This window comes from Streptomyces sp. 1222.5 (assembly GCF_900105245.1).
GTDB lineage: Bacteria > Actinomycetota > Actinomycetes > Streptomycetales > Streptomycetaceae > Streptomyces > Streptomyces albidocamelliae.
Genome location: NZ_FNSZ01000001.1, coordinates 5,606,020 through 5,618,472 on the forward strand (window position 1 = coordinate 5,606,020; position 12,453 = coordinate 5,618,472).

At 72.0% G+C, this 12,453-nt stretch carries 10 protein-coding genes; 7 read left to right on the forward strand and 3 right to left on the reverse strand.

Features of this window, described 5'->3' with window-relative positions:
• Positions 1-100: 100 nt before the first annotated feature.
• Both BLW57_RS25290 and BLW57_RS25295 read right to left on the reverse strand, forming a co-directional pair.
• Positions 101-3,403, reverse strand: a complete 3,303-nt coding sequence (locus BLW57_RS25290; protein ID WP_093477624.1) for a S8 family serine peptidase — start codon at positions 3,401-3,403, stop codon at positions 101-103.
• Positions 3,404-3,557: 154 nt separating this feature from the next.
• Positions 3,558-4,100, reverse strand: coding sequence for a CGNR zinc finger domain-containing protein (locus tag BLW57_RS25295; RefSeq protein WP_093477625.1), 543 nt, complete (start codon positions 4,098-4,100; stop codon positions 3,558-3,560).
• 109 nt (positions 4,101-4,209) lie between these two features.
• Here BLW57_RS25295 and BLW57_RS25300 point away from each other — a divergent pair, with 109 nt between their 5' ends.
• From BLW57_RS25300 to BLW57_RS25330, 7 genes are all read left to right on the forward strand, one after another.
• The gene (locus BLW57_RS25300) at positions 4,210-4,656 is read left to right on the forward strand and encodes a VOC family protein (protein ID WP_093477627.1); all 447 of its coding nucleotides are present in this window, start codon (positions 4,210-4,212) and stop codon (positions 4,654-4,656) included.
• A gap of 2 nt (positions 4,657-4,658) precedes the next feature.
• Positions 4,659-5,540, forward strand: a complete 882-nt coding sequence (locus tag BLW57_RS25305) for a pyridoxamine 5'-phosphate oxidase family protein (RefSeq protein WP_093477628.1) — start codon at positions 4,659-4,661, stop codon at positions 5,538-5,540.
• 9 nt (positions 5,541-5,549) lie between these two features.
• Positions 5,550-6,023: an NUDIX hydrolase gene (locus BLW57_RS25310; RefSeq protein ID WP_256339584.1), complete on the forward strand. Its 474-nt coding sequence runs from the start codon at positions 5,550-5,552 to the stop codon at positions 6,021-6,023.
• A 214-nt stretch (positions 6,024-6,237) separates the two neighbouring features.
• A complete protein-coding gene (locus BLW57_RS25315) occupies positions 6,238-7,998 on the forward strand; it encodes a TIGR03767 family metallophosphoesterase (RefSeq protein ID WP_093477631.1) in 1,761 nt (586 codons plus the stop codon).
• 95 nt (positions 7,999-8,093) lie between these two features.
• The gene (locus BLW57_RS25320) at positions 8,094-9,236 is read left to right on the forward strand and encodes a serine hydrolase domain-containing protein (RefSeq protein WP_176985711.1); all 1,143 of its coding nucleotides are present in this window, start codon (positions 8,094-8,096) and stop codon (positions 9,234-9,236) included.
• A gap of 139 nt (positions 9,237-9,375) precedes the next feature.
• Positions 9,376-10,578: a glycosyltransferase gene (locus BLW57_RS25325; RefSeq protein ID WP_093477633.1), complete on the forward strand. Its 1,203-nt coding sequence runs from the start codon at positions 9,376-9,378 to the stop codon at positions 10,576-10,578.
• Between the two features lie 46 nt (positions 10,579-10,624).
• Positions 10,625-11,128: a DinB family protein gene (locus BLW57_RS25330; protein WP_093477634.1), complete on the forward strand. Its 504-nt coding sequence runs from the start codon at positions 10,625-10,627 to the stop codon at positions 11,126-11,128.
• 74 nt (positions 11,129-11,202) lie between these two features.
• On the opposite strand, the gene BLW57_RS25335 is transcribed toward BLW57_RS25330, so the two are convergent.
• Positions 11,203-12,240: a hypothetical protein gene (locus BLW57_RS25335; protein ID WP_093477635.1), complete on the reverse strand. Its 1,038-nt coding sequence runs from the start codon at positions 12,238-12,240 to the stop codon at positions 11,203-11,205.
• Between the last annotated feature and the right edge of the window lie 213 nt (positions 12,241-12,453).

Sequence of the window (12,453 nt, forward strand, 5' to 3'; positions counted from 1 at the left end):
GCGGTCGGCCGGACATCCGGCCCCGGTGCGGCCGGTGCGGCACATGAGGAAGGGGCGGGTGTCCGGTCGGACACCCGCCCCCGCCGTGCGCGTCACTCCGTTACGGCGTGACCTTCTCGATCTTCACGCTGCCGCTGCCCGCGACCGTGCCGCGGGCGTTCACCAGCTGGACCCGGCCGAAGAACTCGCGGCCGGCCGGGGCCTCGGCGGCGGCCGTGACCTGGCCGGTCACCGTCGCCGAGTCACCGGTGCCGAGCTCGACCGGGGCCGAACCGTCGACCGTGACGGAACCGAGCGAGGGGGAGAAGAACACGTCCCGGTAGTCGTAGTCCGTGGAGCCGGACGGGACCGAGTAGCCCACGACCTGGATGGTGTAGGTGCCGGCGGCCGGGGACGGTACGGAGACCGCCTCCTCCGAGTCGCCGTCCGCGGACTGCGCGACCTGCTTGCCGCTCGCGTCGTAGACCGTCAGGTCCAGGTCGGCGGCGGTGTCGGAGACGCCGCCGATCGCCACGTCCAGGGACTTGGCGCCGGCCGGGACCTCGACCTTGGTGGTCTGCGTCTCGCCCTGCTTGATGGCCGGACGGGCCGACTTGGCGGAGCCGAGCGGGCCGCCGACCAGCTTGCCGTCGAGCGCGGCGTACTTGTTGGTCACCTTCCAGGACGCGGCGGTCGGGGTGCCGACCTTGGCCTCGGGGACGGTCACGGTCTCCGGGTCGAAGGCCGCGCCGAGGACGGAGACGTCCAGCCGGAAGGGGTTGTCGAGCAGCGGGGACGTGCGCCGGGCCTCGACCTCGACCTCCCAGACGCCGGGCTGCGGGTCGGCGTACGCGCGCACGTCGGGCTTGCAGCCGTTGCCGTCCAGGTAGTTGTTGTAGCAGTAGGGCGTCGAGGTGTTGTCGGACGGGACGCCGTACGGGTGGATGGCGATGAACCGGGTCTGGCTCTTGTCCTCGAGCCCGCCGATCGCGACCTCCAGCGACTTGGCGCCCTCGGGCACGTTCACGAAGTACGACCGGGTGGCGTTGCGCTGCACCGAACCCGACGCCGACCAGGTGAAGTCCACCGGGGAGGCGACCACGACGGTGGTGAGGATCTGCTTGTCGACGCCCTCCGTGCGCGGGTCGTCGACCTCCAGGATCGCGCTCTTGATGCCCGCGGAGCCCGGGGCGGCCTGGACCTTGACGGTCACCGGCTGGTTCAGCGGCAGCTTCACGACGTCGTCGCCGAGGATCCGGAAGGTGTGCCCGGCGTTGTTCTCGAAGTGCAGCTCGTGCCGGACGGCCTTGTCCGGGCCGGAGGTGCGGGTGATGGTGACGTCGTACGTCTTCTTCTGGCCCGCCTTCAGGCCGCCCTCGCGGTCGTAGAGGCCGGTGCCGAAGCCCGGGGTCTTCAGGGCGTAGTCGATCGCCGTGTCGACCGGGGCCTTGACCGTGTAGTCGTGGGCGGTGGCGTCGTCACGGATGGCGTCCCACGCGTCCACGATGTTGATCAGGCCGGCGCCCTCCTCGTACGCCTGCACACCCTTGATGTGGTCGGCGGTCGAGGTGAGGGCCGTGCGCAGGACGGCCGGGGTGAGGTCGATGTGCTTCTGCTTCGCGGCGCTCAGCAGCAGCGCGGAGGCGCCGGCGGCCTGCGGGGAGGCCATCGAGGTGCCCTGGAGCATCGAGTAGCCGGCCGGCAGCGAGTAGCCCGCCTCGGCGACCGGGGAGCCCGGCAGCCAGGTCTGGGTGGTGTTGATGGCGGCGCCGGGCGCGCTCAGGGTCGGGGTGAAGCCGCCGTCCTCACGCGGGCCGCGCGAGGAGAACGGCATCATCGCGTACCGGGTCTCCACGGCCGAGCCGTAGTTGGCGGCCCAGGTCTCCTTGGAGATGGTGGCGCCGACGGAGATCACCTTGTCCGCGAGGCCGGGGTCCCCGATGGTGTTCGCGCCGGGCCCGGAGTTGCCCGCGGAGATCACCAGCTGGACGCCGTAGGTGTCGATGAGCCGGGTGTACAGCTCGGCGCGCGCGTTGTTGCCGTCGTTGAGCGCCGGCAGGCCGCCGATCGACATGTTGACGATGTCGACGCCGCGGTTGGTGACGAGGTCGATCATGCCCTCGGTGAGGGCGACGTTGGTGCAGCCGCCGCTCCAGGTGCAGGCACGCGAGGAGACGATCTTCGCGCCGGGCGCCGCGCCGTTCATCCTGCCGCCGAACAGGCCGTTGGCGGAGGTGATGCCGGCGACGTGGGTGCCGTGCTCGGACTCGATGACGCCGATGTTGACGAAGTCGGCCTTCTTGCCGACCCAGTCGCCGCCGTACGGGTCGGTGGGCACGTCCTTGCGGATCTGCACGACGAACGGCTGCCGCTCGACGACGTCGGTCTTCGGGTCGTCGGTGCCGAAGTAACCGATCTGGTAGCCGTCCTTGTACGGCTTCATCGGCGTGTCGTCGGTGAAGTCGAAGTTGTTGTTCAGGTCGACGCGGACGGTGCCGGCGGCCGGGTCGTAGAGGATGCCCCAGACGTCGGTGGTGTCGCCGTCCCGGTTCGCGTCGCCCGCGGCGTCCCCTCCGGCCGTCGCGGACTCACGGAACAGGTTGACCTGGTAGTCGCCCGCGGGCGCCTTCCAGTTGGCGCCGCCGTACGAGAACGCCGGGCCGCTGACCGGGTTGGTCATCCGGCGCCAGGTGCCGTCGCCGTCCAGGATCGGGTCGGTCGCGGTGACCCAGTCGACGATCTTGCGCTCGCCGGTGGTGGTCTTCTGCAGCGCCGGGTGGCCGAGGTCGACACCGGAGTCGAGGATGCCGATGGTGACTCCGCGGCCGTCCGCCTTCGGGTGCTCGTCGACGAAATCGACGGCACCGGTCTCGAAGGACGGGTTGTACGGGTTCTCCGCCGGGGTGTTCCTGCCCGGTCCGGAGTAGGTGCCCTTGGCGGCGCCGGACTTGCCGGCGGTGTCCCCGCTCGGCGCGGGGTCGTCGAGCGGGATCTCCTGCTTGAGGTCGATGGCGTGCACCGAGGAGAGCCCCGCCGCGGCCTTGATGGCCGCGTCGGCCCTGGCGGTGGGGACGGTCGCGCGGACGTAGCCGACCTTGTCGTAGCTGCGGCCCACCGAGCCGCCCTTGACCGCGTCGAGCTTCTCGGCGACCTGCTCGGTCCGTCCCGGGGCCGTCGCGATCATCATCGTGACGTTCTTGTCGCCGGCGGCCTTGGCCTCCGCGAGTACGTCGGCGTCGTCCGAACCGAGCTTGTCGTGCCCGGACTTGACCGGGTCCGCGGCCGGGGCGGGCGGAGTGTCCGCGGCGAGGGCCAGGGGGACCGGCCCGGCCGCGGAGAGAGCGGCCACCACACCCACGGCCACGGCTATGCGGGCCAGGCGTCTGGGACCGGATATGGGATCACGCTCGGGCGTGTGGGTCATCGGCATCCCTCAGGTAAAGGAACGAGCGGACGAGAGCGCTCAGCTTTACCGAAGGGCACGCATTTGGGGACCCGTTGACCGAATCGATATGCATGTATGGGGAAAACCCCCGATGAGATTTGAGCGTATCCGGCCCTGATGGTCCGGTATTTGCTCAGTTCTCCTTCGAACGCGCGTAATGCCGGGAGGCCTTCGCCCGGTTGCCGCACGCCGCCATCGAGCACCAGCGGCGGGTGCCGTTCCGGGATGTGTCGAAGAAGTGCAGGACGCAGCCGCCGCCGGCGCAGGCGCGGATCCGCTCGGGGGCGCGGCTCAGCAGGTCCAGGTAGTTCCGGGCGGCGAGCCAGGCCGGCCCCCACGACGGGTCGGCGAACTCGGGCTCCTCGGCCGGGCCGCCAGCGGTCAGCCGGGCACGGATGCGCCCGTGTCCCAGCACGGCGTCCACGAGCGGAGCCGCCTGTTCCGCAGGGCCGTCCACCGCGGCCCGCAGTGCCTCCCGGGCCTCGCGGAGGTGGTCCAGTACGGCGGTGTCGGCAGGGTGGTTTCCGGCCAGCCCATTGCTCGCGAGCCACACCGCGAGACCGTCGGGATCGGCGAGCAGGTCCTGGGTGGCGCCCTCCTTGTTCCACCGGGTGTTGAGCAGGTCGAGCGCGAGGGGCTCGCCGGTGAGCGGGCGGGGGTCGCGGGCGGTGGGCATGGGCCTCTCCTTCTCTGCTAACCGGTCAAGCGTACGTGACCGGTTGACCCGGACGAGCATAACTGTCTATTGTTGCTTACGACGGTTAGAAACCTCGAAGGGGAGAGTCATGACCCTGCGCACCGCGCACATCGGCCTGAACGTCACCGACCTCGACCGCTCGCTCGCCTTCTACCGGGACGTCCTCGGCTTCGCCCTGCTCGCCGAGGGCAAGGAGGACGACCGGCGGTACGCCTTCCTGGGCGACGGCGGCGACCAGCCCGTCCTCACCCTCTGGCAGCAGGCGCGGGCGCCGTACGAGGGCGGCCGGGCCGGGCTGCACCACCTCGCCCTCGCCGCGGACTCGGTCGACCGGGTCCGGGAGTACGAGACGGCCCTCAGGGCCGCCGGCGTGGACTTCGCCCACGAGGGCGTGGTCGCCCACCGGGAGGGCTCGGCCTCGGGCGGGCTCTTCTTCCACGACCCGGACGGCACCCGCCTGGAGATCTCCGTACCGCACGGCGCCGAGGGCGCCCCCGCCCCCCACGGATCCGCTCCGACCTGCGGTTTCTTCTAGTCATGGGTGGCTACCGCGCGGGCTCGCTCGCCGTGCAGCAGCAGCTGGGCGTGCGGGAGCGCGCCGAGCACGTGGGCCGCTCCCTGGGCCAGGGCATCAAGCCCGTCGCCGCGGCCTTCCTGGAACTCCAGCCCCTGCTGGTCGTCGGCGCCGCGGATCCCGCGACCGGCCGGGTGTGGGCTTCCCCGGTCGTGGGCACTCCGGGGTTCGTCCGGGCCACCGGGCCCCGGCAGATGTCCGTCGCGGGAGGGCCACCCCCGACCGACCCTCTCGCGACGGCCCTCACCACCCCGGGCGCGCCCGTCGGCACCATCGCCCTCGATCCGCGAACCCGCCGCCGCATGCGTCTGAACGGCAGGCTGCGGCCCACCGCCCGCGGCTTCGCCGTCGAGGCCGACCAGGTGTTCGCGAACTGCCCGAAGTACATCCAGCGCAGGGAGTCGTACGAAGTGACCGGCGCACGCGCGCCGGGTCCCGCCCGGCGGAGCGGGCGGCTGGACCGGGCCGGCATGGAGTGCGTCCGGGGCGCCGACACCTTCTTCGTGGCCACCGTGCACCCGGCCGGCGCCGACGCCAGCCATCGCGGCGGCGATCCCGGCTTCGTCCGGGTGGACTCGCCGGACGAGCTGAGCTGGCCGGACTACCCGGGCAACGCCATGTTCCTCACCCTCGGGAACCTGCGCGCCGACCCGCGCGCGGGGCTGCTCTTCCTCGACTGGGAGACAGGCACCACCCTCCAGCTCACCGGCGAGGCCCGCACCGAGTTCTCCGACGCGGGCGGACGGACGGTCCGCTTCGCCGTGACCGAAGTCGTGCGCACCCCCGCCGCCGTGCCCCTGCGCTGGTCCGCACCGGAGTACTCACCGGCCAACCCCGACCGCTAACGTCGGGGAATGAGACGGAAGTTGAGGGTGGCGGCCTACGCCGTGTGCGTCCGCGACGGACAGATCCTGCTCGCCCGCTCACCGGGACCCGACGGCACGCCCGAATGGGTGCTGCCCGGCGGCGGCACGGAGCACGGCGAGGATCCGTACGACACCGTCCGCCGCGAGGTCGCCGAGGAGACCGGCTACCGCATCGAAGTGACCGGTCTCCTCGGCATCGACTCCTCCCGCCACGTCTTCCGCGGCGGCCGCCTGCGCCGCCGCACCGATCACCAGGGCGTGCGCGTCCTCTACGAGGGAAGGGTCACCGGCGGTGAACTCCGGCACGAGATCGGCGGATCGACCGACTTCGCCGCCTGGCAGGACCTGGACGCGGTACCCGGTCTCACCCGGATCCGTCTGGTCGACGTGGCGCTGCGGCTCTGGCGCGAACGTCCCGCCCCCGGCCATCTGCCGCCCGGGGACCGTCCCCTACCCCGATAGATGAACGGGGCGTGACCGGTCCCCGGCCGCCCGCGATCCAGTCCGTGACCGCACTCCCCGCCCGAGATCCACGTACGGTGATCGGCGCTGCGCGTTGCCGCCGCGTTCACGCGCAGGTCATCCCCGCTGCCAACCATCCAGAGCGAGCGGGGCGTTCGCGCCTGCGACGGCCCGCGACCACTGCCGACGCGTTCGCACTCGGGGAGATCGCGCCATGTCGCGCATACGCTCTGTCGCCACCTCCGCTTCGGGGGTCAACCGCCGTACCGTCCTTGCCGCCGCCGGAGCGGTCTCGCTCTCCGCGGGCGTCGGCTACGCCCTGCGCCCCACCGACAGCGAGGCCGCCACCGCGGCCTCCGCGGCGGAGGCGCCCGTCGCGCACTCCCGGCAGGCCGCCGCCGCGGCTTCGCTCGCCCCCTACACCAAGGGCACCACCGTCGCCTCCGTCGCCGCCCCGCGGAACAGTTCCGGCTACCGCCGTCTCGGCGACGGGCCCGGCTGGAAGCGGGTCGTGCGCAGCGAGCTGGCCACGCCCAAGTCCGGCCGCGCCGGCCGCCGCAAGGCCCTCGCCGCCTTCGTGCAGTTCACCGACCTGCACCTGATGGACGTCCAGCACCCGCTGCGGCTGGAGTACCTGCGCGCCTACGACCCGCACGCCTGGCGCCCGCACGAGGCGCTCACCGTGCCCGGAGCGATCTCGCTGGTCGAGCGGGTCAACGCGCTGCGCGGCGCCCCCGTGACCGGCGCCCCGCTCCACTTCGTCATGACCACCGGCGACAACACCGACAACAACGCCCACTCCGAACTGGAGTGGTTCATGAAGGTGATGAGCGGTGGCCGCATCACCCCCAACTCCGGTGATCCCAAGCACTACGAGGGTGTGCACAACAGCGGCCTGAAGCTGTACTGGCAGCCGGACTCCACCACCCGCGACAACGACAAGGCGGTCGGCTTCCCTCACCTCAAGGGCTTCCTGGCCGCGGCGATCCGCGAGGTGAAGAGCCCCGGCCTCAAGCTGCCGTGGTACTCCACCGTCGGCAACCACGACATGCTCCCGCTCGGCTGCTACGGCTCCCACGGCGACGGCTACCTCGCCGAGGCGGCCATCGGCGGCAAGAAGCTGATGACCGCCACCCCCGCCGAGGCCAAGAAGCTCCAGGACGCCGTCAAGCAGGCCACGGACCCCAAGGGCAGCGGCTACCGGGACTTCCTCAAGGCCCACACCCGCTCCATGCGCTCGGTCACCCCGGACGAGAAGCGGGCCCCGTACACCCAGGCCGACTACCTCAAGGCCCACCTGGATCCGGCCCACCAGGGCGTCGGCCCCGTCGGGCACGGCTACTCCTCGGCGAACCTGGACGCGGGCACCCAGTACTACGCCTTCCGCATCTCCGACGACGTCATCGGCATCAGCCTCGACACCACCGACGCCGGCGGTCACTACGAGGGCTCCATCGGCACCGCCCAGCTGAAGTGGCTGGAGCGGACGCTCAAGGACAACAAGGACTCCTACGCCGTCGTCTTCAGCCACCACACCAGCAAGACGATGACCAACACCCGCCCCGACCCGGCCCGCCCGGGGGAGAAGCGGCACGAGGGGGCCGACGTGCTCGCGGTCCTGACGGCCCACACGAACGTGCTCGCCTGGGTGAACGGGCACATCCACAAGAACGTCATCACCCCGCACAAGGCCTCCGGCGGCCGCTCCTTCTGGGAGATCTCCACCGCCTCCCACGTCGACTACCCCCAGCTCGCCCGGGTCATCGAGCTGGTCGACAACAAGGACGGCACGGTCTCCCTGTTCACCACCCTGATCGAGTCCGCCGCCCCGCACCGCACCGACTACGCCGACCTCTCCCAGACCGGCCTCGCCGCCCTCTACCGCGAGCTGTCCTACAACGCCCCCGGCGCCAAGAAGACCCTCGCGGGCAGCGCGGCCGACCGGAACACCGAGCTCGTGCTGAAAAAGGGCTGAAAGTCACTCAACCGGTCCACAACGCGGCAACCTTCGCGCAACACCCCCGGGTCCCTTCCCCCGACCGCACCGCACACCTCAGGTTGGGGGAAGACATGCGCGTACGCACGACTCTGGTGGGCGCCACCGCCCTGCTCGCCACGGCCGCCCTGGCGGCCCCCGCCGTCGCGGCGGCCGGGCCCGCCGCCGGCGGACACGGCCACACCGGCACCCGCGAGGCCGTCCGGGCGGCGGTCGAGGCGGGCGTGCCCGGCGTGACCGCCACCGCCGTGGACGGCCACGGCACCTGGTCCACCACGGCGGGCGCCGGCGACCTCCGCACGGGCGCGCCCCGCTCCACGGCCGACCGCTACCGCGTCGGCAGCATCACCAAGACCTTCGTCGCGACGGTCCTGCTCCAGCTGGAGGCGGAGGGCCGGCTCTCCCTGGACGACAAGGTCGCCACCTGGCTGCCCGGGCTGGTGCGCGGCCACGGCCACGACGGGCGCCGCATCACCGTCCGGCAGCTCCTCAACCACACCAGCGGCGTCTACAGCTACACCTCCGACGAGGACTTCGGCCGCAGGTACTTCCTCAAGGACGGCTTCTTCCGGCACCGCTACGACACCCTCACCCCGCGCGAGCTGGTGGCGATCGCCATGAAGCACGCACCGGACTTCGCGCCGGGCGCCTCGTGGAACTACTCCAACACCAACTACGTCGTGGCCGGCATGGTGATCGAGGAGGTGACGGGCCGGCCGTACGCCACCGAGATCCGGCGCCGCGTCCTCGACCCGCTGCACCTGCGGGCCACCTCCTTGCCCGGTACGAGGGTCACCGTCCCGCGGCCCAGCAGCCGGGCCTACTCCAAGCTGGCCGAGACGGCGACGGGCCCGACGTACGACGTCACGACCCTCAACCCCTCCCTCGCCTCCTCGGCGGGCGAGATGATCTCGAATTCCGCGGATCTCGACCGCTTCTACTCCGCGCTGCTCCGCGGAAAACTGCTCCCGCCCCGGCAGCTGAAGGAAATGAAGACCACGGTGAAGTTCGAGGGAGTGCCGAACGCGGGGTACGGTCTCGGGCTCATGGACCGCACGCTGACCTGCGGCGTTCACGTGTGGGGCCATGACGGCGGCATCCACGGCTCCGCCTCCTCGGCGGTGACGACGGCCGACGGCCGGCATTCCCTCGCGCTGAATTTCAACGGGGACTGGACGGGCGGCATGGAAGCGGTGATCGAAAAGGAATTCTGTTAGCCGACGTTCCATTCGTGTCATTGCGCGTTAACCGGGACGCAATGTCCGTACCGCCTCATATCGGCTAACCCGCTGTTCACGGGTTCGGCTCGATCTGTACAAGGCGGGTGGTCGTGTGCGCGCAGAGCACGGACTGCGTGTGCTGTCGGTCTACGAGGGTTTCTTCTCCGGAGGGGCCCGGATCGTCCACAGCGACGTCATACGGGGACTGGCCGAGGGCGGCCAGTCCCACCAGGTACTCAGCATCCATGACGAGGTCCACCGCGAGGCCACCCGGCAGCGCATGGAGGACGACCACTGCTACCGGGCGCTGACGGCCGCCGGGGTGGGTGTCACCTCGCTCGGCCGCACCGCCGGGCTGGTCGACGGCGCCCTCGCGGCGAACGTTTTCAGCGGCCCGGAGCTGGCCGAAACCGCTCGGGTGACGGCGGCGGCGGACGTCGTCCTCGCCCTCAAGGAGCAGCCGCTGGCGCTGCTGAACCAGCGCGGGCTGCCCCGCCGCCCGGTCGTGGTCTGCCTGCACCGCTCCGACCCCGAGAACCAGGGCCCGGCCCTGGACGAGCTGAAGGCCGCCATCGCCGACGGCACGGTGGTGGCGTGCGTGTGCTGCGCCGAGTCCACCCGGGCCGCGTACCGGGCCGCGGGCGTCCCGCGCGAACTGCTGCACGTGATCCCCAACGGGGTGGACCTGCTCCGGTTCCGGCCGGACCCGGCGGCCAGGCTCGCCTTCCGCACCGCGCGGGGCATCCCCGCCGGCGCCCCCGTGGTCGTTCTCGCGGCCCGCTACGCCCCGATGAAGAACGTCCCCCTCTTCCTGCGGGCGGCCCGTGCCTGGCTGGGCCGCGAGGGCGCCGGGCACGTGGTGATGTGCGGGGCCGGGATGGCCGGGGACAACCCGGGGCTCCGGGCGGACCTGGTGGGCGCCTTCGCCGGGGAGCGGGAACTCGCCGACCGGGTGCACCTGCTCGGCGTCCGGCACGACATGGAGGCCGTGTACGCCGCCGCCGACGTCGTCGCCCTCACCTCCGTCTCCGGCGAGGCGGCCCCCCTGTGCCTGATCGAGGGCATGATGTGCGGCGCCGTCCCGGTCGCCACCGACATCGGCGACAGCGCGTCGATCGTCGCCGGACACGGGTTCGTCACCCCGCCGGACCCCGGCGCGATCGCCCTGGCCTGGACGGCTGCGGCCGCGGGCCGCGCGGAGCTGACGCCCGCCCTGGAGCGCAGCCGCGAGCGGTTCAGCCGCACCCGGATGATCGCCGCGTACGCGGCCCTGCTGGACGGCGTGCACACCTCTCGCTCCGCGCGCGCCGGGGCGTACGGCCCGCCGACCGCCCTGTGATCAATTCGGTTGACGGTGTGCATGCAATAGGGGAGGGTGCCCGTCGATGACACGAACCGATACGCCTCCCTCCTGGGACGAGCGCACCCAGCTGACCACCTTCCTCGACTACGCGCGGGCCACCGCCCGCGCCAAGTGCGAGGGTGCCTCGCCGGAGGACGCCCGCCGGGCACCACTGCCGGGCTCCCCGCTCATGACGCTGTGCGGTCTGATCAACCACGTGCGCTGGGTGGAGTACTACTGGTTCCAGGTGGTCTTCCTCGGCGAGGAGGACGAGGGCCCGTGGACCGACGAGGACCCCGACCGCGAGATGCGGATCGCCGTCGACATCCCGCTGGCGCAGCTGCTCACCGAGTACGAGGAGCAGAGCGCCCGGTACCGGGAACTGGTCGCCGCCACCGACCTGGACGCGGAGGCGAAGCGGTCGATGCGCGACGGCCGCCACCCCGACCTGCGCTGGGTGCTGCTGCACCTGATCGAGGAGACCTCCCGGCACAACGGGCACCTCGACGTCGTACGGGAGCTGCTGGACGGGACCACCGGCGCGTAGGCGCACGAGGAGGGGCCACCGGAACCGGTCCGGTGGCCCCTCCGCTCCCCTCCTGACGCTCCCCCGGTCCGTCACTACCGGGGCAGCACCACGACATAGGCGGCCGGGTCGCGGTCGCCGGACGCCATCAGCGCCGTCCGCACCACCGCCGCCTGCTGCTCCCTCGCGTCCCTGAGCTTCCTCGGCGTGATGTACACGACCGTGATCCCGAGGCGCTCCAGGTGCTCGCGCTTGCGGGCGTACTCCGACCACAGCGCGTCCTCGTCCTGGCGCGGGGCACGGGTGTCGAGTTCGACCGCGACCGCCTGCTCGGGCCAGTACGCGTCCAGACCGCCGAGGTGCGGGCCGCCGGGCAGCCGCAGGTCCACGTTCCACACCGGGTCGGGCAGTCCGTGCTCCCGCACCATGCGGTAGAGGCGGTCCTCGGCGATCGAACGGCCCTCCGCCAGCAGCGAGTCCACCGCGTCCACCACGTGCGGCCGGTTCAGCAGCTTCGCCGCCGTCAGCTCGCGCACCACCGCGGCCGGTTCGCAGTGGCCGGCGCGCACCGCCTCCGTCAGCAGCCGGCGCACCGCCTCCGCGTCCGTCAGCTCCGCCACCGCGTCGGCCAGTGCCCGCGGCACCGGTGCCACCGGCAGGCCGGCCACCACGCGGGGCGTCGGCAGGGCGGCGGTGCGCAGGATGCGCACGTACCCCGTCGAGCGCAGCCGGCGCAGCCGCGGGACCAGGACGTCGACACGGTCCGGGGAGAGCAGCGACGGGGTGGCGGAGAACCCGTACAGGGCGAGGGCCGCGAGCCCCGTGATCACCGCCTCCGTGTACGTCGGGCGGTGCGGTCCCTCGGCCGTCGGCTGCGCCGGGACGCCCGGCGCGGCCTCCCGGGCCGCGTACAGCAGGGCTCCGTGCAGCCGCTCCTCGCCGGTGGGCGCTCCGGTGTGCAGCAGGACCACGTTCGGGAGCAGTTGACGCCACGGGCCGGTGGGGCGGCACTGCTCGGTCAGTTCGGCCGCGGTCACGCCGTGGGAGCGGAGCTGAGCCGCCGTCAGGACGCGGCGGTGGACCTCGGAGAGGTGACGGAGGGGGCGGGGGGAGAGCGGGGTGTTGTGCGTCATGGCCTCGAATTTCCCGCACCTGGTCCCGCTCGTAACCGCTGTTACACGCCCGTCGAGGAATGCGGACAAGCCGGGACTAAAGGCCAGGTGTTCGGGTGCCGAGTAGGAACCGAAAACCCCTGGTCCACTCGGGTGCGGCCCAGGGGTTACGGTTCTACTTGCCTGAATTTCGTAACGGTCACCGACCGGGCAAGCTCAGGCCAAGGCTCCCCG